The sequence below is a fragment of the Bulleidia sp. HCP3S3_C9 genome (assembly GCF_052064035.1).
In the GTDB taxonomy this organism is placed as follows: domain Bacteria; phylum Bacillota_I; class Bacilli_A; order Erysipelotrichales; family Erysipelotrichaceae; genus Bulleidia.
Map to the genome: position 1 here is coordinate 14,760 of NZ_JBQHWJ010000017.1, position 23,564 is coordinate 38,323.

General features: G+C 35.9%; 21 protein-coding genes. 20 read left to right on the forward strand and 1 reads right to left on the reverse strand.

The genetic code is table 11. From position 1 onward, the window contains the following. Positions 1 to 31: 31 nt before the first annotated feature. The 7 genes from ACTND6_RS04590 (at position 32) to ACTND6_RS04620 (ending at position 5,229) form a co-directional block, all read left to right on the forward strand. A complete protein-coding gene (locus ACTND6_RS04590; protein ID WP_249233236.1) occupies positions 32 to 1,132 on the forward strand; it encodes a polysaccharide pyruvyl transferase family protein in 1,101 nt (366 codons plus the stop codon). Positions 1,133 to 1,182: 50 nt separating this feature from the next. Then, entirely contained in the window at positions 1,183 to 2,721 is a 1,539-nt protein-coding gene (locus ACTND6_RS04595) for a lipopolysaccharide biosynthesis protein (RefSeq protein ID WP_441022421.1), read from the forward strand. 173 nt (positions 2,722 to 2,894) lie between these two features. Further along, positions 2,895 to 3,227: a hypothetical protein gene (locus ACTND6_RS04600; protein ID WP_441022419.1), complete on the forward strand. Its 333-nt coding sequence runs from the start codon at positions 2,895 to 2,897 to the stop codon at positions 3,225 to 3,227. 103 nt (positions 3,228 to 3,330) lie between these two features. Continuing rightward, positions 3,331 to 3,714 (forward strand): SMU1112c/YaeR family gloxylase I-like metalloprotein, encoded by a 384-nt coding sequence (gene gloA2, locus ACTND6_RS04605; RefSeq protein ID WP_195479403.1) that lies wholly within the window; start codon positions 3,331 to 3,333, stop codon positions 3,712 to 3,714. A 2-nt stretch (positions 3,715 to 3,716) separates the two neighbouring features. Beyond that, positions 3,717 to 4,505, forward strand: a complete 789-nt coding sequence (locus tag ACTND6_RS04610; protein WP_441022417.1) for a hypothetical protein — start codon at positions 3,717 to 3,719, stop codon at positions 4,503 to 4,505. Positions 4,506 to 4,592: 87 nt separating this feature from the next. Continuing rightward, entirely contained in the window at positions 4,593 to 5,087 is a 495-nt protein-coding gene (locus ACTND6_RS04615) for a hypothetical protein (protein WP_441022415.1), read from the forward strand. Beyond that, positions 5,077 to 5,229 carry a hypothetical protein gene (locus ACTND6_RS04620; RefSeq protein ID WP_441022413.1) on the forward strand — a complete coding sequence of 51 codons (153 nt, stop codon included), beginning with the start codon at positions 5,077 to 5,079 and terminating at the stop codon, positions 5,227 to 5,229. The genes ACTND6_RS04615 and ACTND6_RS04620 overlap by 11 nt, the downstream gene beginning before the upstream one ends. 8 nt (positions 5,230 to 5,237) lie before the next feature. Here the strand turns inward: ACTND6_RS04620 and ACTND6_RS04625 are convergent, their stop codons facing one another. Beyond that, entirely contained in the window at positions 5,238 to 6,428 is a 1,191-nt protein-coding gene (locus ACTND6_RS04625) for a HipA domain-containing protein (protein ID WP_441022411.1), read from the reverse strand. A gap of 128 nt (positions 6,429 to 6,556) precedes the next feature. On the opposite strand from ACTND6_RS04625, the gene ACTND6_RS04630 reads away from it, so the two are divergent. The 13 genes from ACTND6_RS04630 (at position 6,557) to ACTND6_RS04690 (ending at position 23,295) form a co-directional block, all read left to right on the forward strand. Next, complete coding sequence (locus ACTND6_RS04630) at positions 6,557 to 7,324, forward strand: YveK family protein (RefSeq protein WP_441022409.1); 768 nt, start codon at positions 6,557 to 6,559, stop codon at positions 7,322 to 7,324. Further along, complete coding sequence (locus ACTND6_RS04635; protein ID WP_441022407.1) at positions 7,321 to 8,052, forward strand: CpsD/CapB family tyrosine-protein kinase; 732 nt, start codon at positions 7,321 to 7,323, stop codon at positions 8,050 to 8,052. Before ACTND6_RS04630 ends, ACTND6_RS04635 begins: the two co-directional genes overlap by 4 nt. Continuing rightward, positions 8,052 to 9,590 (forward strand): LCP family protein, encoded by a 1,539-nt coding sequence (locus tag ACTND6_RS04640; protein WP_441022406.1) that lies wholly within the window; start codon positions 8,052 to 8,054, stop codon positions 9,588 to 9,590. Before ACTND6_RS04635 ends, ACTND6_RS04640 begins: the two co-directional genes overlap by 1 nt. Before the next feature lie 141 nt (positions 9,591 to 9,731). Next, complete coding sequence (locus tag ACTND6_RS04645; RefSeq protein WP_441022405.1) at positions 9,732 to 10,658, forward strand: prepilin-type N-terminal cleavage/methylation domain-containing protein; 927 nt, start codon at positions 9,732 to 9,734, stop codon at positions 10,656 to 10,658. A 373-nt stretch (positions 10,659 to 11,031) separates the two neighbouring features. After that, complete coding sequence (locus ACTND6_RS04650; RefSeq protein ID WP_441022403.1) at positions 11,032 to 13,689, forward strand: hypothetical protein; 2,658 nt, start codon at positions 11,032 to 11,034, stop codon at positions 13,687 to 13,689. A 55-nt stretch (positions 13,690 to 13,744) separates the two neighbouring features. After that, the gene (locus tag ACTND6_RS04655) at positions 13,745 to 14,644 is read left to right on the forward strand and encodes an alpha/beta hydrolase (RefSeq protein WP_441045057.1); all 900 of its coding nucleotides are present in this window, start codon (positions 13,745 to 13,747) and stop codon (positions 14,642 to 14,644) included. A 101-nt stretch (positions 14,645 to 14,745) separates the two neighbouring features. After that, positions 14,746 to 15,522 (forward strand): MurR/RpiR family transcriptional regulator, encoded by a 777-nt coding sequence (locus tag ACTND6_RS04660; protein WP_441022399.1) that lies wholly within the window; start codon positions 14,746 to 14,748, stop codon positions 15,520 to 15,522. Beyond that, positions 15,509 to 16,255, forward strand: coding sequence for a hypothetical protein (locus ACTND6_RS04665; protein ID WP_441022397.1), 747 nt, complete (start codon positions 15,509 to 15,511; stop codon positions 16,253 to 16,255). The genes ACTND6_RS04660 and ACTND6_RS04665 overlap by 14 nt, the downstream gene beginning before the upstream one ends. 240 nt (positions 16,256 to 16,495) lie before the next feature. Then, positions 16,496 to 20,701, forward strand: a complete 4,206-nt coding sequence (locus tag ACTND6_RS04670; RefSeq protein ID WP_441022395.1) for an MBL fold metallo-hydrolase — start codon at positions 16,496 to 16,498, stop codon at positions 20,699 to 20,701. 449 nt (positions 20,702 to 21,150) lie between these two features. Beyond that, complete coding sequence (locus tag ACTND6_RS04675; RefSeq protein WP_441022393.1) at positions 21,151 to 22,368, forward strand: ATP-binding protein; 1,218 nt, start codon at positions 21,151 to 21,153, stop codon at positions 22,366 to 22,368. Between the two features lie 77 nt (positions 22,369 to 22,445). Then, a complete protein-coding gene (locus ACTND6_RS04680; protein ID WP_441022391.1) occupies positions 22,446 to 22,586 on the forward strand; it encodes a hypothetical protein in 141 nt (46 codons plus the stop codon). A gap of 125 nt (positions 22,587 to 22,711) precedes the next feature. Next, complete coding sequence (locus ACTND6_RS04685; RefSeq protein WP_441022389.1) at positions 22,712 to 22,834, forward strand: hypothetical protein; 123 nt, start codon at positions 22,712 to 22,714, stop codon at positions 22,832 to 22,834. A 173-nt stretch (positions 22,835 to 23,007) separates the two neighbouring features. Beyond that, positions 23,008 to 23,295, forward strand: a complete 288-nt coding sequence (locus ACTND6_RS04690; RefSeq protein ID WP_441022387.1) for a type IV toxin-antitoxin system AbiEi family antitoxin domain-containing protein — start codon at positions 23,008 to 23,010, stop codon at positions 23,293 to 23,295. Positions 23,296 to 23,564 lie beyond the last annotated feature (269 nt).

Consider the following 23,564-nt stretch of genomic DNA (forward strand, 5'->3'; position numbering starts at 1 on the left):
AGATAGATAAAAGAGAGGAAGGAAATGAAGAATGAAATATGATGTCGGCATATTAACATTTTGGAATGTTCCTAATTATGGAACTTTTGCTCAGGCCTATGCGCTGCAAAAAGCAATAGCAGCAATAGATGAACAAAGAGATGTTCGCCAAATAGCTTATTTAAACAAGAAACACTATAATAGCTATTACGCAAAATTACCACCAGTAGGTGTTTTTGGAAGAAGTTTTTATAGAAAATTACCTTCTTATCTTAATAAAAATTCGCCGTATAACCTAAGAAAGAAAAATTTTTTAGATGCATATAAAGTGATTCCGCATACCGAAAATTTGTCGTCGAATGACTTAAGCAATACTGAATTCAATACTGTGATTTTGGGAAGCGATATTGTCTGGGATTATTCATTTGATTTATTTGATCATGATTCTTATTTGTTTGGAAACAATATTAAGGCAACTAATATTAGTGCGTATGCAGCTAGCTTTGGTACAATAAAAAGAAATAGCAAATACCCTCAGTATGTTATCGACGGTATTAAGAAAATGAAAAAGATATCAGTAAGAGATGAAAACTCAGCGGATATTGTCGAGGAAATAACCGGAGAGCGGCCGACAATTGTTTTAGATCCGACATGGCTTTGGAATTTTAATGAAGACAAAGCAATTCCAGAAATTGATTACAAGGATTATATGATTGTATATGGTCAGGATTTCAGTAAAAGAGCAATTGATCAGATAATAGAGTATGCGCAGTCACATGATTTGAAGTTGATTTGCCTCGATTGTAATAATGACAATTATGAATGGTGCGAAATCCTTCTAAAACAATACCAGCTTTCCCCGCTTGAGTGGATTGCTTTATTTAAAAATGCGACTACTATTGCTACAACGACATATCATGGATTAACGTTTTCGTTGATTTTTAAGAAAAGATTTGCCTTCTTTAAGACAAATTTTATTATGGACAAGGCAGGAAGCTTTCTAAGAGAACTTGGTTTGTATGATTTGTTTAACAAGGAAGGTGTAACAATAGAAGAAATGCTAGGATATGAATGGAATTACGAAAAAATTAATTCTGTTATAAATATGAAACGTAAAGAGTCATATGATTTTTTGAAGCAAATAATTGAATAGTGAAATCTAGGGGAGAGTATAGTAAGTTTCCATATTAAGGAGTATAAAAGGTGAAAATAAATCGAACAAAAAACGCAGCAAGAAATATGGTGATGGGATTTATAAATAAGATTATTGTTCTACTTTTACCTTTTTTAGTTAGAACGGCATTTATATACAGTCTTGGAGCAGAATACTTAGGCTTGAACAGTCTATTTAGTTCAATCTTATCTGTATTAAGTGTGGCGGAGTTAGGGTTTAGTAGCGCTGTTGTTTTTAGCATGTATGAGCCTATCGCCAAAAATCAGCAAGCAAAAATTTGCGCACTTCTAAATTACTATCGGTCAATTTATCGGGTAATTGGAACCGTTGTCTTAATTGGTGGAGTGGTTTTAATGCCATTTCTGCCGAGATTAATTAATGGAGAATGTCCGGATGAACTCAATATTTATATATTGTTTGCCATGTACCTGTTTAATACTGTTTCTAGTTATTGGTTTATGGCGTATAAAAAATCAGTTCTTGAGGCATTTCAAAGAAATGATTACATATCGTTGAATGATACGATAACAACAGGATTGACAAATGTTATTCAGTTAATTCTTTTGATAGTTTGGAAAAGCATTTATGTGTATTATTTTTATGTTGCAACAATGCTGGTTTTGACGATTATAAATAATATTCTCAATGCAAGAATTGTAGGCAAGAAGTTTCCACAGCTTAAATGTGAGGGAAAGGTAACATCAAAGGACAAAAGGGAAATTAAAAAGCAAGTATCCGGTTTGATGGTTTCGAAGCTGTGTTTCATGACACGAAATTCGTTTGATAGTATTTTTGTTTCAGCTTTTATTAGCCTGACGATGACTACTATTTACAATAATTACTATTATATAGTAAATGCGATCGTTGGAGTGATGAACGTAATCACAAGTGCAATGATAGGTGGTATTGGTAATAGTATTGCTGCAGAATCGAAAAAGAAGAATTATAACGATTTTACTGTGTTTAATTTTATATACATGTGGATTTCAAGTTGGGCAACAGTTACTCTTTTTTGCCTTTACCAAAATTTTATGGTTTTGTGGGTTGGTGAAAAATTAACCTTACCACTCCTGGCTCCAGTTCTTTTCTCAATCTATTTTTATGCTCTAAAAATGTGTGATATTAGAACCACATATACATCCGCAGCTGGATTATGGTGGGAAAATAGATCCCGTGCAATATGTGAGACAATTGCAAATATCGTATTGAATTATCTTTTGGTGCGGATTTGGGGTGTTTATGGTATTGTGCTTGCCACAATTATTCCATTGATTTTAATTAATTTTGGATTCGGAGCACAAGTCCTATTTAAACATTATTTTACAGATGAAAAAATTTCCAAATATTTTATTGATAATTTGGGTTATGCTGTAGTTACAATAATCTCAGTGATAGTTACGTTTAAAGTTACGACTTTTATAGGTGAATACACTGTGGCGAATTTGTTTATAAGAGGAATCGTTTGTTGCTTTCTCCCCAATATTTTACTTTGGTTTGCATATTTTAGAACCTTGAAATTTAAGATGGCAAAGGAGTGGGTTCTTACAAAAATAAAAAGGAGACACTAATCAAAAGCTTGTTCTAAGAATATATTATTGTATAGCAAAAAAGTTGCAGTTTTTATTCAAGGTGAAGGTTATATTACTAACAATATTCCGAAATATCATGAGTATTGGTTGAATCATAATACTGCTGTACCATTCTAAAAATATCATAATATATAGAAAAGAGGTTATCACCAATGCCCAGAACGAAAGGCAGCAAAAACCGTCCCAAAATCAATATCACCAAAGACTACGCATCTCAGATCGCAGAGAAGCAGGAGACTGTTGCGTCCCTAAATACTGAGATCGCATCCATCACTGCCAACATTGACACTTTGAAGGTTGATCTGAAAGAGAAGAAGACTGCTCTGAAGAAGGCCGAAAAAGAATTGGCATCCCTGGAAGCGAAGAAGGCAAAGGCAGATGCTAAGGCTGCTGAAGAAGCTAAGAAGACCGAGGCAGAGGCTGTGCTGAGGAAACTGCTGGCTAGCGGCATGAGTGCGGATGAAATCCTCGAAAAACTGAAATAAGATCGGCCGTGTGGACAAACTGAACTCCAGAAGTTCACACGGTTTTTTTGAAGGTCGCTATATAGTTTATAACGGAAATAAAAGAAATGGAGCGTGACATAAAATGAATTTATCAAAAATACATCATATTGCAATCATCGTATCTGACTATGAAGCAGCTAAGGATTTCTATGTGAACAAGCTGGGATTCTCTGTCATCAGAGAAAACTATCGCCCAGAGCGTAAGGACTGGAAGCTGGATCTGCGTGTCAATGAATACACGGAGCTGGAGATTTTCGCTGAGGAAAATCCTCCGAAGCGTGTAAACCGTCCAGAGGCCTGTGGTCTACGCCATCTTGCGTTCTGCGTTGAGAGCGTGGAGCAGACAGTGAATGAACTGGCGGAGGTAGGCATTGAATGTGAGCCGATTCGGGTTGACGATTATACCGGCAAGAAGATGACTTTCTTCCACGACCCAGATGGACTGCCGCTGGAGTTGCACGAATAATCATGGGAGAGAAAAGAAAGTACAAGAAAAGAAAACCCGGCGGCGGCCGGAAGAAGCTGAAGCCGGAGTACGATGCCAAGAAGAACCTGAAAGAGCAGATGGAAAGTGCTGTGGCACTTTATGAGGAGGAATGCTCCCTCCAAGACATCGCCGATGCGCTAACTCTGAATCCAATCAAAGTAAGAAAGCTGCTCATCACGGCTGGTGTGTATGAATCGGAAGTGGCGGAGAAGGTACAGGATACCTTTGAGGTGCATCGGGAAACACAGAGCTATAAAGAAGCAATCCTCTCAACCGCAAATATCTTGAATCTTTCCAAAGCCTCCGTTACCTCGTACCTGCCATATAAAAAGGGGGTGTACTTCCCAAGTACAGCAGAAAAAGAGAAGATCAGTGTTGGGGCAGAGCGGCAGCGGAGATACAGAGCAATGAAGCGGTGGAGGGCTGATTCGACAGAAGAAAACTTCTGGGGTGTGGTTCTGACCTATGCCGGGGTAGGATTTAAAACCTACTCTGGATTGCCATTTACTTATGAGGTGCGGAAAGGCAGGAATGGCGAGTACACGAAAGAGCTGTGGATCGACCGCCGGGAGAAGAGTAAAAGTCTAGCGTGGAGTTCTATAATTTTGGCACTGAAGAATATTAAAGGAGAAGTGGTAGACCGCCCAAAAGCTCTGGGGGATATCCGGGGCGTGACTTATATTTACGGGATGTTCTATCGGTTCGGCTTGATTGATGTGCCAGATGAAGTGAAGGAGAAGATGGGGCATCCGAAAAACCGCAAAAAATAGGTTGCTATGTGCAAAAGTCTACGGTAATATGTGCCGTAACTGAGGAAATGAATCTCAGTTGGGAAGGATGGTAGCATTATAGAAAAATTGAAAGAAGTGCTGGAGGATTATATTAAGAAAACGGAGCCAGAGTATTATCCACCAGTGGAAAATTTGCTGGATCTGATCTATGAACATTATACAGAGAACAACCCAGTAGAGAAAAACACAGTTGCCGGGAAAACTGCAAAGGTCAAGGAAAAAGAACTGGAAGAGTGGCTGAGAGGGCTGGATGGAATGGATAGGCTCGTAGATGACTACGTCGGAGATAAGATTCCACTCTGGGAAAAGATTATGGACCGGCAGGGGACAGTGTGCTGCACATGGGAGAAGACCGCTTTTGAGGAAGGTCTGAAAGTCGGAATACGACTCATGATGGAAGTATATAGGACATCGATTTCGATGAGATGCTGGAGCGTATCCATAAGGACACTGGCTTGTGCGAGAAGGTCATTCTGGCAGTCCTGCAGGCACAGTCTAATTATCTGGATGATCTGTGGGGCGATGACGACTCGGATGAGGAGGACAAGGCATGATGGATGAACTGAATGCATTGATTGCACCGAAGAAAGTCGTGGATGGGCTGACTGAGGTAGCAGAATTCAATGATGTATTTGAGAATACATTAGGAGGCATCATTGGTATTTTCATTGCTTCAATTATAATGAAGCAAATAAAAAAGTAGCATATCAGCTACTTTGCGGCACGTTTCAAATCAAGAATCTGCTGATACAGCAGACGATACACACTTTCAATTCTTTCATCAGATATATTTGTGATTGGTTTATATTTCTGCAGTTCATTTCCAAACTCTTGAGGAATATTCTGCAAAGTAGAAAAGTCATACTGCTTGAAATCAATCATTTCCAATAAAATTTCATGAGAAAAATGTTTTGCATTAAACAGCTGACATTTATTCTCATTTTTTTCTTGCAAAATATGCATATCATCCACAAGACAGCCAAGTCCAGTACCTGTATCAAATACAGGTGCAGCGGATACCCATGCATTTGTATTTGCATCTACAAGAATACCCATGTTCTGTGTATGACGATCTGTATTCATTAAAAGATAGTCCAGCAGCATCTGATCCGATAACACTTTTCTAGCATTGTGAATCCCATGCTTCTGCAATGTCTTGATATAATGCTCATATTGAAACTGTTTCTTAGGTGCATGAGAATCAGACAGCACATATTCACTCGTTACAAGATCATATTTGCCATTACACATATTCGGACAGACAGAAACAAGATTATTCTCATATGTTTCTGTTGTATAAGGAATTGCAAATAAATTCAATTCTTTTGCAATTCTAGAAGCAAGCCATTCATTGATTGGTTCCTGCTGATAAAAAGGGGAACCACCTTTTAATAGATACAGTGTTCCATTTCTTCGAAACCATGCTTTTCTATGATATCCGCATGTACAATTGTTCGGTGTATGCAAAGCAGAAGAAGAAACATTTGGTGTCAAAGAAGCAAACATTGCTTTAGCAAAGCCAGACTGGTCAAAAGAATGCTGGTAAAAATTAACCTGAGACCAATTGATTCTCTCATTGCATGCTTTCAGCCAATACGTATCAGAAACACTCAATGCATGCTCCTGATCAATTAAATCCATTGGAGAAGCAATATTCAAACGATTCTCCAGCTGCAGTAAACCAACACGATATCCAGGAATACCTCTCCAGCGAAACCAGTGATTCAATGCCTGTAAAGAAAACTCTCCATCTGGACATACACCAATTGGTAAATGCTTCGGATCAATGATCTCATGTACCTTTGTGAAACAATGATGTACCATTGAATAATCTGCTTTTAAAACAGGCACGTTTTTGTGCATTAATATGTAGTCTGTCTTTGGTCTCAAAAAATTCAGCATAGCTATATTTTAAGAAAGATAATAACAAAAGTAAACACTCAGATAGTGCGTGCAATACGTGCATATATGGTAAAATTTTTCGTCATTACGATAGTATAACCGCGGTTATTTTTTTATAGGAAGGGACTATGGGAAACATGAAAGATAACAATCGACAAATTGAAGTATTCGATGAAGATACAGATGAAATTGATTTATTAGAAATTTTTCATTTACTGAAAGGAAATCTTGTTAAAATCATACTATTTTTAGTTGTAGGTGCAGCGGCTGCATTTGGGGTTACAAAAGTATTTATGACACCTCAGTATACAGCTACAAGCTCAATGTATATCCTGTCAAACAGCTCTGGATCTGTTGTGGATTTATCTTCTTTACAGATTTCTTCCCAGCTCAAGTCTGACTATCAAGAACTCGTCACAAGCAGAACATTACTAGAAGATGTGATTAATAAATTACAGCTAGATACAACATATGATGTACTACAGTCTTCGATTACAGTAGAAAATCCAACGGATACACGTATTTTAAATGTCAGTGTAACAAATCCTGATCCACAGCTTGCTGCGGATATTTCAAATGAAATCAGCAATCAGGCAAAAATCTATTTACCTGAAATCATGAAATGTGATGCACCAAGTGTATTTGAAAAGGCTCGTGTTCCAGAAAATCCATCTTCTCCAAGTGTAAAGAAGAACACAATGCTTGGTGGTTTAGCATTCGCTGTATTATATTGCGCTTACTTAATTGTGAAGTTCTTGATGGATGATACTTTCAAGACTCCAGAAGATATTAACAAGATGTTTGGTGTTCAACCAATTGCTGTGATTCCAGAAGGAAAGATCCAGGGATTAAAAGAAAATAGAAGAGATAAGAAACGTGGAGGTAAATCAAAATGAAATCTTTAACGATCAATAATTTAGCAGAGCTTCCATTTGACGTCGCTGAAGCAGTAAACCAGTTAAGAGTCAACTTATCTTTTACAGATGCAAGCATCAAGAAAATTGTTGTTACAAGTTCCATACCAAATGAAGGAAAATCTTTTGTTGCATTGAATCTATGGAGAGCTATGGCTCTAACAGGCAAGAAAGTATTATTTGTTGACTGTGATTTGCGCGCAAGTGAAATCACTGATATCTATGATATTCATTCTTCTGATACATTCTACGGTATTGCACATGCTCTAAGTGGTCAATGTCCTGTACAGGAAGTTATGTATAAGACAAATATTCCAAATGGATATATGATTCCATCTGTCAATGCTGTCAGTAACCCTTCTACATTACTGGAAACAAAATATTTCAAAGAAGTATTGGATCAGGTAGCAGAAGTATTTGACTATGTCATTATTGATACACCTCCTGCAGGTACAGTTGCAGATGCATTGGCAATTGGTAAAGTTGCGGATGGAAATATTGTTGTTGTAAGAAGCGGCTATACAAAAAAAGCACTCGTCAAAGATACATTAGACAGCTTAAAAATCACAAACAAGCCATTGCTTGGTATTGTATTAAACCGTGTAGATGTCTCTAGAAATGGTTCATATTACTATAAAGGCTATGGTTCTTACTATGGAAACTACGCAAAGAACCAGAAGAAAAAGAAAACAAAAAAGAAGGCTAAATAATGTGTCACAGAAAGATAAACTATAAAGGAATCTGTATTGCAGCATTTGTAGTTGCACTTGTATGTACAATACTTGCTAATATTATGATTCCCAAAAATGACATTGCTTCTAGTTTTAAATTGCCTTTACTGATCGTATCTGTTGTATTGCTTGTTATCCTGCTTGTACTGTCAATCAAGAAAGCAGGGGCAACAACTGCATTCATCAATGCTTTGCTTTCAGTTGTTATGATTTTTGGATGTATTACGGTTCCAAAACTTGAAGAAAAAGATAAAAATATCTTTCAGGAACCTGCTAAAAAATCACAGGTTACAGTAAATTTCTATGCTTTAACTAGTGAATACAAAAGCAATCATTCTTCATTGTTCTCAGATACAGCAGCATCTGACAATATCTTAGACTATGCAAATAAAACATTTCTAACACAAACACAGTTTGATTCAACAAATACAGAAAATGCTCTATCTCAGATTGAATCAGTACTGGAAACAAAACCAAATGTCATTTCGAAGGATACTGTGTATGATGCAATCAAAGCATTCTACAATGGTGAAGCAGATGTTCTTGTGTTAAATGATGCATTTGTATCTGCTTTAAAAACAATCAAAGCATTTAAAAACTTTGAGAAAGATACAATTGTATTGTCTTCGCTGAAATTTGGTGAAGAAGAAGTACAAGAAACTGCTGCCCCAGTGAATCAACAAAATCCATTTGTTGTATATGTCGCTGGTAATGATACACGTGCAAATGGTTTAACGACTGTTGGCAGAACAGACGTGAATATGATCATGGCTGTAAATCCAGCAAGCAGACAAATCTTGCTTGTATCAATTCCAAGAGACTACTATATTGAAAATCCAGGTTTAGAGAATGGTATCGACAAACTTACGCATTTAGGAAATCAAGGCATTCGAAATACATTGGATGGTATTAACCAGAAGTTCGGCTTGAATATTACGGATTATCTCACAACAAACTTCACACATTTTGAAGCACTTGTAGATGCATTAGGTGGTGTAACAATTGATAACCCATATGCATTTGATGGAGAAAACTCAGGGGATCACCATTTCGATGCAGGTCTAATTACATTAAACGGTGAACAGGCACTTGCATATTCAAGAGAAAGATATTCTTTAGACAATGGTGACTATGGCAGAAATGAACACCAGGGAATTGTTATGCAGGCAATTCTAGAAAAAGTTCAACAGAATGCTGCCGCAGGGGATAAAGCTGGCGTGCTTGCTGCACTATCTACAAATTTCTTAACAAATATAGATATCAATGACTTATATAACTTATATACAAGTTCTAATGCTGTCTCTCAGCCATGGCAGTATATCCGTTATCATTTAGGCGGAACAGGCACAATGGCAGGTACAGTTTCTATGGGCATGAATCGCATGCTTTATGTATGTCAGCCAATTGAATCACAGGTACAATTTACAACAGATCTTGTAAATCGTATGCTGAATGGAGAAACAATCAATGAAGAGCCTCTTCCTGATGAAGAAGCTACAACATACATTCCAAATTAAATAAGACCTACGAAATAAGTGAATTTTCACCCCACTCTTGAAAGAGAGTGGGATTTTTTTATGTACTTTATTTTTTAATATTTTAGACTTATTGATAATAAGTTCTTACTTGCTTTATGAAATTTTCATATAATCTTCTTTATGAATGTAACTGAAAGTGAAAAAAGAGATGAAAGTTTTCAAATTAATGGTTTTACACTTGGTGAACTATTAGTTGTAATTTTGATTATTTCTGTACTTATTTCAATTGTTATTCCTGTTTTTTTTAATCAACTTGAGAAAAGCAGAGAAGCAACTGATATAGCAAATGTACGTTCAGTATATGCTGAAGTTCTTACATCTGTAATGAGTGATAATAATACAGATGTAGTCAAGATAGTTCAATTAAAACAGAAAAAAGATGACTGGCAGGCATATGATCAGGTAAATATTGGAGGAATAATACACACGAAAACACAAGGTGATACAGATCAATGGAAAGGAAATCCAATTGCGGATGGAGAATGTGAAGTCTCATATCAAGATGGAATCGGAGTTATTTTGAATTGGAAAAATAGCAGCAAGACACAAATTAATTTCAATGAAAATATTCATGAAATTGTTAAGCAAACAGGATTTTTATCAAAATACCAGACATCCAATTTTGAAATCGATTCTAAAAGCCCAAATTCCATAATGGTCAACACCGTAAAAAAAGAATTAGATGAAAATAGTTTATTACAATATGGAACATGGGCATATCTAGCCGATACACATAATACGAATAATTCATGTGCATATCTATTCTGGACATCCGTTGATACGAATTCTGTTGGCGAAGGGGTGAGGATCCCTGTAATAGTAAGTAAAAATGGCGGAGGTTTTTATGTGAGTGATTCTATTACTGCCACTAGAATCAATAAAAAGGATGAATCATATATTGCTATTTCAGATCATATTTTAAATTACAACGGATTTAAACGATTTACAACTGGAGTCAATTACGGATCACTTGAACAAGCATATACTGCATATTCAAAATATGTTCATTCAAATTATCCTGAGTTTATTTCAACTTTACCAAAATAGCAGGGGAAAATAATATACACTGATTATTTAGCATAACTAACCATCAAATCTTTGATAAACAAAACAGGAATAGCATCATTCAAAGCATTTGTAATCTATTTGCAAGTTACAAGTTTGATCCTTTTTTGAATATTTTATAGTAAATTCATTCATAGATAGTTTTTTATCTTTATATCTATATATTTTTACTTCTCAGTTAAAGTGTATATCTGTTAATACGAATTAATTGCATCAAAAAAGCAGACATGAAAGTGATTTCTGAACTTTTTTGAATCAAATGATCAACTATGAAAATAGTTAAATTGTTCATTATGTAATTTGTAATAAATTTGAAATTAAATTATAATTTTAGTCAAAAAGGGAGGGAGCGTAAATGAAAAAAAAGCTCAAACGATTTCTTTGTGGAATGATGGCTACTGGCTTAACAGTTGCACCTTTAACAACGGTTTATGCCACAAATGAAGATTCATCATTTCCAACAACTTACACATCACAAGATGGACAGTATCTATTCGAAAAAGTTTCTCATCGTAACAGTGGAACAGAAGAAAAAGATGGTATTGTCGATTATACAAGTCCGTTGCAGATTACTGAAAACACAACAGGGACTTCTGAAAATGCTGACAGTGTACAATCCTATACATATTGTGCAGCAACTTCTGGTGACTGGGTTTACATGGGAACTATGTATGGTGCACTAAGTGCCTATACACAGGTCGAACGTGCAGTTACATCCTTTGGTGCAAGTGCTGATGTTGCTAAAGCAGTTGTTGATGTCATGTTCAACGGAAAGCTAAATAAAGGAAAAGAAGATGATGGAATTCCAGCTGGCTCTGTTTTCTTGAAATTCAATATTAAAACAGGCGAAACAAAGATTTTAATGTCTAGAACACTTTACAACCAGGGCAAGTGTGATGGTGTTCCAATCTTTAGAGCAGCAACAGAATACAATGGTAAATTATATTTTGTAGGTTTGGTATCTGATGGTAAGGCTTTAGCTGGTCAAAAGATGTATGGCATGGATATTCCAAATGATCCAAATGTTGCAATCAACTATGAAATTGCTTATCAGAATGGTGTGCCATGTGTCTATGAATTAGATCCAAGTACAGATAAGCTTGTAAAAGTTGCACAATGTGTAACAACAGAAGGATATCGCGCACTCAACAATCAATTTGTATTTACATCAACACGTGCAATTGATACATTCACTGCTACAAAAGCAGATGGCACAAAAGAAGATTGGCTGCTTGCTGGCGGCTTGGCAGATACAACACAGGGTGAAACATTTGGTGCAACGATTATGGCAGCCAAAAATCCTGAAACTGTTACAAGTGATTTCATGGATACAGATTTAGGAAAGTTACACGGAAGCTTTAAGACAATTGCAGATCAGAATGATATGTATAACTATCCTGCTGTTAACCGTACAGACAGTGAAGGTGGCGGTGGTCTCTATCAGATTGTTCAATATGGTGAAAATACAATCTATGCTTCTATCGTTACTGGTAAAGCAAGCGATGGCACAAAAGAACAGGCTTATGCAGTTGTAAAGGGTGTCTATGATCCAACAGCTGGGGATGTTAATGATAAAAATGCCTGGACCTGGACACCAGTCATTGGTAATTTGAATGACAATGCAAAGTATACATTTGGTATTGATCCTTCAAGAACTGCATGCGGCGCTGCTACACTGCAAGTCTATGGTGATTATCTATACATTGGTGAATACAATGATGTTAACTATTCTTTAACTGATATCTTAACAAACAAATCGTTCAAGATTCTTGCCAAGAACTTAACGCAGTCCATCAACCTGTATCGTATGGATCATAATGAAAACATTCAGATGGTTGTTGGTGATCCAACAGATATGTTTAGTCAAAGTTTGACAGGTATTGGTTCTGGCTATGCTTCTCATATGAACCAGTACACATGGATGACAAATGTTGTTGGAGATACAATGTATCTATCTACAATGGATGAAACTTCATTAACACATTCCATTGCACAGTTTGTAAATGGTGAACTCTTAAATATGTCCCAGGAAGAATGGGAAAGTCAATTGAATTATATTCTTGTTCTTGTGAAATTGATGTTTAATTCCAGCTCATCACAGGCAGCTGTCACAATGGATAACAATAATCCAGCTGTAGAAGCAAATGCGAATGAAGAAACTATCAGCCGTGAAGATGCTGAAGCATTTGTTGAAGATGTCCTTGCTGAATTGAATGCAGAAGGCCCAATGGCTGCATCATTGGATGATGAAACATCTACTTCTACATTTACACCAGTCACATTGACAGAAGAACAGAAGGAAGAATTGATTGATGCGGTAGTTAATGGAACTGTCAAGAACAGCTTGTCTGAAGATGACTTTGCAAAGCTTGAACAGCTCAATACACAGTTAAGAGAACTCCGTGAAATGTTAGATGATAACGTTTCTGATGATTTTATTGAAATGTATGATCAGCTGCTTAAAGAACTCAAAGAACTCTTAGATAGTATGGATCTTCCAGAAAACATTCAGGCAATGTATAACATGCTATTATCCTTTGTAACTTCTAAAAATCTAGGTTATCTAAGTACATGTCTCAATTATATGAAAGATTCTGAAGCAGGTTTTGATTTCTATGCAATCAAACAGGCAGAAGATGGCTCTGTTAACGTATCTACATTGACAACAAACGGCTTTGGAGATCGTTATAACCATGGTCTACGTATTATTACTGAAGTGCCTGGCTATCTTGTTATAGGTACAGCAAATCCATTCTTTGGCGCTCAGGTATGGAGAGCTAAAGTAGATAATGCTTCAACACCTGAAACAACACCAACTCCTGAAGTTACTCCTTCACCTGAACCAACAACAACTCCAGAAGTTAAACCTGAACCAACAAAAACACCTGAAAGCAAGCCAGCTGACAAGTCTACAGATACAAGTGATAATTCTCATATTGCATTGTATGGTGTAGCATTGATTGCTGCAATTGCTATTGGATTCTTCACATTCAAGAAGACAAAAAAGAACTAAAAATAATGAGACTGCATAATCTGCAGTCTCTTATTTCTTGGAAAGGAAACATTCTATGAAATGGTTAATAATTGTTTTAATTCTATTGCTTTTATATTGTTTGATTATATATTTTGCATTTCTTTATACATTTTCAAGAAAAATTAAAGTAAATATGGAAAAATATATGCGTGATGGTTATGCAGATGTTCTGCAAGATAGAAAAAAACATGTATTAAATTATCCAATGGAAGAAGTTTTTATTGAATCACATGATCATTTAAAACTCTATGGCAGATATTTTCATGCGGAAGGACATGATAAGTTAATTGTCATGTGTCATGGATGGAAAAGTGAGTGGTATATTGATTTTTCACAATTAGCAATATGGTTCTATGAAAAATGCAACTGTGATCTACTGATCATGGATGAACGTGGGATTGGAAGAAGTGAAGGAAAATATATCACATTTGGTTTAAATGAGCATTTAGATATCCATGACTGGGTGATGTGGGCACATCACAAACAGAACTTGCCAATCTACCTGTATGGTACCTCCATGGGGGCAGCAACTGTTTTAATGACATCTGCATCCTTGAATGACATTGTATCCGGTATTATTGCAGATTCACCATTCACACAGCCATATGATGAACTCAAAGATTTCGCAAAACGTAATATTCATTTACCAGAATATCCGTTTTTACCATCTATGAATTTTCTGGTAAAAACATTTATCAAGAAAGATTTAAAAAGTATTGATGCTATGGAGATTCTGAAAGATACAAAAATGCCAATTGTTATTTTCCATGGTGGCTTAGATTTCTTCTGCAATGTTAAAATCAGTCAGAAGATCAAAGAAATGAATCTCCCAAATGTATCTGTATATATTTATCCAGATAGCAATCATTGTTGTTCCTATGTTAAACGTGAGAAAGAATATGAAAATATTATTTCTCGCCTGATTGAACAATAAATCATTTTATATTTGTATACTGATGATCCTGCTCGAAAGAGTAGGATTTTTCATGTTAGAATAGATTCAACGTTAATGAAATAATCATTTTGAGGGGTTATATGAATACTGTTGTATCTTTACTTTTACTCATTGTATGCAGTTCTTTTAAGAACACTTCTGACTATGCGATTTCATATTATTTACTATCTAATATTTCACATATCTGTGATGTATCTCGTACAGATGTATGTGAGAATGCAGGTGTTTCAAATCGTGTCTTAAGCATGTTCTGCTCTACGCTTGGCTATAAGAATTATTCCGATTTAAAGCTTGCTTTAATTAAAACGATTGATATTCGAAAACTGCAGATGAAAGTACATTTCAATAATGCAGATCCAGATAAAATCATCAATGTGATACATGCATTATCCAATGCAGATATGGATGACGCACGATTTACACAAACCATTGATCAAATCAATACGCATATCTATGATTGCAAGAAAGTAATCATTGTTGGTGCTGTTTATCCTGAAATGTTAAGCCTGCACTATATGGAAGATATGCTGATGATGGGTAAATTCATCCATTCTTCACCTGTAAATACTTCGATTGGTGAAGTAGAAAATGATACGCTTGTTCTGATGATTTCATTCACCGGTAGAGTCTATATTGAACATTATGATGAAATTATGAAGTTCAAAGAAAATAACGTGTCTATTGCTGGTATCGGAAATCCAAACAGTTTACCAGAACAGATTCATTTAACAAAGTTCTTAGAGCTGCCATTTAAAGGAGATGTTGAAATTGAAAATGCATGTATTCCTTTAGTTCTGCAATATATGAAATATCGGTATTATCAGACATACGGAGATACAAAATATGTCCGTATATGAACACTTATGGAAGATGGTGCAACAATCTTCTTATTCATCCACAAATGGAAAGATTGCTGAATATTTATTAGTAAACTATGAACATATCTCTACGTTATCCATTCAAGAGATTGCACAAGGATCCTATGTGACAAAAGGAACTGTTTCTAAATTCTTCAAAACAATGACAGAAACAGGTACATTTGAATCCTTACAACAGGCATGCAATAGAGAAAAGGCAAGTCATAAATTATTCATGCAAAAGAAAGAAGAAACATTGATTCGCAGATGCCGCAGATATCATGAGAAATGTTTAAATCAAAAAGATCTTCGATTTTTGAAGTATAAAATCCAATGTGCTAAAAGAATCATTCTCTTTTCAAAGTTGGAATATGAATATCTCGCAAAAGAATTCTGCTGGCATTTATTGAAATATAATGTGATGGCGAAAGCTGTTATTTACACGTATGATCGAACAGTCATTGATGAATTAAAAACATTAACACTAGATGATGCAATACTGTTTATTGACGCAGGTACTTCTTTTTTTGAAAGCATGCTGCAGTTATCCTTTGAATTTGATTTCATTCATTTCATTGAATCACTCAATACACAAGCCATTCTAATCTCAAAAGACGGGATAGATCATCCAAACTTCATACATATTCCATTGCTTCAAATAGAAACAAATCAGATAGAACTAGATGCATATAAGTGTGTCTATACAAATCTCTTAGAAACTTTAAAATCATAAGAATCATTATTATAAATAGCAAAAACATTACAAGAGTTTCCTGTTTGGAAACTCTTGTTTCTTTATATCATCGACTATGCTTGCATATTCTTTTATATTTTAGATAAAAGAAAGCGTTTACATAAAACATATGTGTAGCTTTAGTATTTCGAAGCACAATTGTGCGGATCATAGAAGAAATATCATAATATCTATATTTCTTCAGCTTATTTTTTCTATCTAGAAAAGGAGATTTAAAAAATGGGAAAGATAAAGAGGGGTATCATTGCCCTGACAAGTACTGTCATGGCACTCAGTGCTGCAGTACCTGTATTTGCAGAAGGAGAAGATCCTGCAGATACAGAACCTGTTACGGAAGTAACTGAAGAAGGTTCTACTGATGAAAGTACAACTGTAGAACCACAAGAAGAAGAGGTTGCACCATTTGCAGCCGGTGCACCTGCAACAAAAGACTTTTGGACAGATCTTAACGAAGATGGTTATGTTGAAGTTGGAAAGTACAAAGTTGAAAAGATCAAAGAGAATGTCTATCACATGGATGAAGGCATTCAAGCATTTCCTGGTGGAGCCAATGATGAAGCTGGAAATATGAATAATCCTTCTTCCATTTACTTTGTTGAAGGAGAAAATGAAGTATTAATGGTGGATTTAGGAAATCCAGCTGGCACTGGTGTGAATGATGCTAAAACAATCGTGAAAGAGATGGTTGGTACTAAGAAGCTATCCATTTTGATTACACATTCGCATGGTGATCATACTGGCTTAGGATTAAGTAAAGAAGTATTTGATGGTATTAATGTAAATAAGGTGTATGTCAGCAAGCCAGATCAAGCTGCAGCAAGTTCTGCATTAGCACAATTTGCTGGTAAAATTGAAGCTCTAGATGATAATACAACATTTAAAGTCAGTGAGACAACGTATACTGCAACGATTGTAAATGCACATACAGAAGGTTCTTTAATGGTTGAAGATCTTAAGGATAATGTGTTATTTACAGGTGATACATTTGGTTCTGGATTTGTATGGCTGTTCTGGGATATGAATGGCGGCAATCCAATTGCAGCATTGAATGATGGTATTTCAAAAGCACAGACTGCTTTAAAGAAAATGACTTCACCAAGTATTCTTGCTGGTCATAGATGGCAGCAGTTCTGGGATCAGAATGATGAAAGACCTGGTGAAATGTCAATTCAATATTTCAATGATATGGCACAGGTAATCAAAGGCTTGAGTGATGGAACAACTGTATCCAAGCCTTACAGTGCTGGCGCAGTTACTGGTATTGAATTATCTTCCAATGGTGCAAAAGCTAAAATTGATACAACACAGGAATATGTAGATACATATTTAAAGCAGTTGAATCAAATGAGCGAAGCGTATGTTTACAGTGCTACAAATAAATTAGGTATTGAAACTGTAAATAATACTGCCGCTGCATCAATCATTGTTTATCCAGATGGAAATCTAAGTGATACAGAGGCACAGAAGTATTTAGATGATACTGGCATGAGTACATATGCAGATACACATGCATCTAGTGTATATGTTGCACGTCCATCCAATGGTTCTAAGTTTACTGCAAGTGATGTAGAAGGATTCAAAAAAATCGTTAGAAAGATTGTTGTCTCTAGTAATGTGAAACTTGTTGGTATTGGTAATGGTGCAACGTTTATCAATGAAAATCTTTCTCAGTATATGAATTTTGTTTCTGGCTTAGCTTTAATCAACCCAGAAGGTACAACAGGCAAGTTGAGTGCATCTGTACCAACATATGTATCTGGAAATACAAATATTGCAAAAGCATATATTGAAGCAGATCATGCAGCAAAGATCAACACAGATGGTTCTGTAGCAACATACCAGAATCCAGACAGTCGCTTTGAAATTGTTGTTGCGGATAGTTCTAGCAAGAATGCGGTAGATGGCTACAAGGCCGCATGGGAAACTGTACTTTGCAAGTATGGAAGAATTGGTAACTATATTGAAGGTAATGGGATTGGAACATGGTACTCCAGACCTTTGATTACTGGTGATGAAGCAAGTGATTCTGCTAGAAAATATCAGTATTTTGATTCTGTTGACAACATTACAGATATGACTCGTACAATCTATACAGAAGATCTCAATGGTAATGGCATCAACTCATTATGGTATGTATATGTTCCTGAAAACGTAAAGAAGGCAAACGGAACAGTACCAGTTGTATTCTTAATGCATGGGAATACAAATGATCCACGTACACAGTACGATACTTCCGGATGGGCTTCTGTTGCTTCTAGAGACGGTATTATTCTTGTATGTCCAGAATGGCAAGGTCATACATACCAAGGCTATACATATGATCCAATGACTTCTGATACAAACTTTACTTCAGAATCAGATTTCATTACAGGATGCTACCGTAGAGTGATGGAAGAATATCCACAGATTGATCCATCAAGAGTCTATATTTCTGGATTATCTGCAGGATGCAGAAATACAACAAACAATGGTTTAGTGAATACAAAGTATTTTGCTGCTGGTGCTGGACAGTCTGGTCCATTCAAGAACAATGCTGATGGATTAGCAAAGCTGCAGGCTGGTGTTGCTGCAAATAAAGATAGTTATGATTTCCCAATTATTTACTTCTCTGGTGATAAAGATGAGTATCTAGGTGACTGGGATCAGCTTGGTGCTTCTGGTGGCTTAGAAATGGCACAGCTATATGCAGAACTCAATGGTATGAATATTCCTGATGGAAATGATGCTGAAAACCAGGATCTATATGGAATTAACTGGGATGAAACATACACAATTGATGTTGATGCAGAAAGAATCGCTAAAATCAAGGGTGGTATCTTAACATCTGATACTGGCGTAGAAATCTGTATGAACCGTATCTATGGATGGGGTCACTGGAACTATGCACCAGATGCTGAATTGATGTGGAAATTCATGTCTAAGTATTCAAGAGACGTTACAACTGGCAAGACAGTACGAGATGATGTTATTTATGGAACTGAAAAAGTATTTGTTGCAGGTGATGACTGGGGTCCAGCTGTAAATAAAGTGATGATGACACTTGATGAAGAAGTGAATGCATTCGATTTAGATCCAACGACATTTACAGTCAAAGAAACAAAGGAATCAACAAACTGGACAGATCTTTCAGTATACAATGCAACTGCTCCTAGAACAGTATTAGATGTTTACTTATCTGATGACAAGGGAAATAAAGTAGATGCTCAAAAGGGTAATGTTGTTACAGTTGAAATGTATATTTCTCCAAATGAAGGTTCACCATTCCGTTATGATCTTCAAACTGGCAGTAACAAGTGGGTCAACCATTATCAGTTAACAGTCAATGGTAAAGCAAAAGATAAGATGATCAATGTTGATCAGGTTCTTGATCTGAAAGATCATAGTAACTGGGTAACAGATGCTGCTGAAAAGTTTGACGTTACAAAGAGCTTTACTGGCAGTGATGGTATTGTCATGCCATATGGTCAATATACACCTAAGAGTAATGGCAAGAAGAAGGCATTGGTAGTATGGCTGCATGGTGCAGGTGAAGGCGTAGGTGCTGCTGGTAACTATGGAAATGACAACTACGTAGATCTTCTTGGTAATGAAGTAACAGCGCTTGTATCTGATGAATTCCAGAAATTATATGATGGTGGTGCATATGTTATTACACCACAGGCACAGACAATGTGGATGGATGGTGGAGATGGAAAATACCAGAATGGTGATAAAGGCTCCATGTATGAAAAGACATTGTTTGAATTGATTCAGAATGTTGTAAAGAACAATCCTGAAATTGATCCTGATCGTATTATCATTGGCGGATGCTCCAATGGTGGCTATATGACAATGGAAATGGTTCTCAAACATCCAGATTACTTCTTGAAAGCATATCCAATCTGTGAAGCATTCTATGATGAATTTATTACTGATGACATGCTGAAGGCTGTGAAGAAGGGTGGAACAGAGTTCTGGTTCACATATGCCAAGAATGACACAACTGTTGATCCAACATTAACAGCGATGCCAACAATCAAGCGTATGCAGAAGCTTGGTATTCCAGTACATACATCTGCATGGGATGATGTACATGATACAACAGGCAGATTCTGGCTGGATGAAGATGGTCAGTTAACAAGTGAAAAGACAGGTACACCATATCAGTATATGGGTCACTGGAGCTGGATCTATTTTGATAACAATTCCAATATCTGTGATGACTGCAAGAAGAATGAGTGGAAATGGATGGCAGAATATTCACCTAAGAAGGAAGAAACTGTTAAGAAAGACAATCCAAAGAAAGATACAACACAGAAGAAGGATGACAAAAAATCTGCTAAAACATCAGACAACAGTCATGCTGTATTCTATGCAGGCACATTCTTCATGACAATGATTGCACTTGCTGGTGTTGTTGTATTAAAGAAAAAATTTCATGAATAAGTGAGATTGGAAGGTACAGAAATGTACCTTCTTTTATCTTAAGAAACCAAGCGGGAATCCTCGGCCATTCAATGACCGATATGAAAGTACCATTTTTCTTCCACCTATTTCAAAATGAAAAGATCATCTTTCTTCATGTCACCAATATGGAAGAAATTTGTAATCTAGTGCATGCTGTTCTTGATTGATGTTTGTATTTCATATGCATCATAACCTTTATACTTCGGTGATGGAGTTTAAAAAAATAATTGTAGAAGATCTTGGAACGATACTAACTTTAATGCACATCTACAAGCTACACACTTTGATAAAGCACTGTATTTTGTATTTGATATAATTTTAAAATTGGAAACTATTATGCTGAATGAAATAAAAGTTTCCAAAATGGGAAAATATTTCATTTGTATAGGCATTTTATGCTATACTGAGAAAAAAGGAGGGATGCAGATATGGTTGAACGCAAAGAATATCTTGATCAGCTATGGGCATGGAAAGATGAGCAACAGATCAAGGTTGTGACTGGAATTCGACGCTGTGGAAAATCTGTGCTTCTAGAACAGTATCAGCAGAGACTCTTAGCAAATGGAGTTGCACCAGAACAGATTATTTCTATCAATTTTGAAAATTTGGATTACGAACCATTAAAAGATTATATGAAGCTGTACAATTATCTCAAAGAACGTTTGTGTGCAGATAAGATGACATACATCTTTTTGGATGAGGTTCAGGAAGTTCCATCATTTGAGAAAGTGGTTGACAGTCTTTATATCATGGACAATGTAGATGTTTATATCACAGGTTCCAATGCTTATATGCTATCAAGTGAACTTGCAACACTTTTGTCAGGAAGATACACAGAAATCAAGATGCTTCCGTTTTCTTTTCGCGAGTATATGGTGGTAACAGGTATGACGAAAGAAGAGGCTTTTGCAGAGTATATGAAAACTGGTGGAATTCCATATGTAGCAGTTATGAACCGTACAGATGAAAAAATAGATCAGTATTTGGAAGGAATCTACAACACCGTCATTGTAAAAGATATTGAGCAGCGTCAGATAAGAAGAGAAAAAGAATATGGAAAGCGAAAAATCACAGACATTGCGCTTCTTAAGTCAATTGCCAGGTGCCTGGCAAGCGTTATCGGCAGTCCAGTATCTATGAAAAGTATAACCGACTATCTGACCTCTTCGGGCAGAAAAGTATCGCAAAACACAGTCAGCGATTATGTTGAAGCGTTGACAGAATCTTTCATTTTTTATCCTGTTGAGCGTTTTGATATTGTGGGAAAGCAGCTTTTAAAAGTTAACAATAAGTTTTATATGGTAGATATGGGAATCAGAAACCACATTCTTCCAAGAAAACAATACGATCTTGGATTTACCATTGAGAACATTGTGTATCTCGAACTTTCACGGAGAGGTGGTAAAGTCACTATTGGAAAATATGGTTCTACTGAAGTTGACTTTGTGACAAAGAAGGAAGGTGTACTTACATATTATCAGGTAACTGCTGATATGACGGCGGAAGAAACATTTGAAAGAGAAATGAGACCCCTAAGGAGCATTCATGATAATTACGAGAAGATTGTCCTGACACTGGATCGTTTTTCACTTGGAAATTACGATGGTATAAAAGTTGTGAATGTCATTGACTGGCTTTTAGGATGACAAATCAGAAAAAAACATATAGTTAGCAATCATCAGGAAATGGATGAAAAGGGTTCACAGAATTTCTTGCCGGTATTGTGAAGCAAGAAGTTAAACCGGCAAGCAAATCATCTGATACGAGTGATACAACAATCGTTACATTGTATGCAATAGGTGAGATTGCTGCAGTTGGTGTTACTGAAATGTTGATCAGAAATAGAATGCATAAATCTAAATGAATTTTAAAATCTTGCTCATTGAGTAGGATTTTTTTTTCTCTGTCAAAGTAGAGGATAATGATAAATCATATTTGATAAACGTGCTTATTTCGATTGCAATATAAGCACGAAAGGATGGTTTGCTTATGGATGAAATGGAAATATTAATTCAAGAAAATGATTACATCACACCAGAAATCGCGAAAAAAATGGAACTTCAAGGTACAGATTTTACAAGTATGTTTGAGAAAATGGATTTGAAGCAGTAAACCGTGGTATTTATTTCACTAGTTCTGATTTGGTAGGTGAATTGTATGTACTACACCAAAGGTGTCCAAATGCCGTTTTTTCACATGATGAATATTTTTATTATCATGGTCTAACAGATAGGGAACCTTTGATTCATGCGCTTACCATATACAGTGGTTATAATGCTCATCGTTTGAAAGTAAATGAAAACTGTAAGGTATACACTGTAAAACGTGAACTGCTTGATGTTGGAAAGGATATAGTGAAGGATCACGATGGAAATATGATTCCAATGTATAATCTTGAACGAACAATCTGTGACTTAATTAGAAGTCGGAATAATATTGAAATACAAGACTTCAATTCTATTTTAAAAAACTATATTTCCAGAAAAGATAAAGATTTGAATCGTCTTATGGAATATGGAAAATTGCTTAAGATTGATAATGTAATTCGTAGATATATGGAGGTGTTGCTGTGAAATGCAAATGACACCTGAACAAGTGAAAGGAAGAATCAAGAATGAAGCGAAAGAAACTTAGAGCACTTATGAGAATATGTGCAAATATTAATAACTGAATTTTAAAATCTTGCTCATTGCGTATGATTTTTTTGTGATTTTTCTAAAACATTTTATTCTTTGGCTATATTAGCAAAATGGTGAACATATTTTAATATTGTACGAATATATGGACAGTAACAACAATTAAGCAGCATTATAATGTCAGCACATTCAAGGAGATGACATTA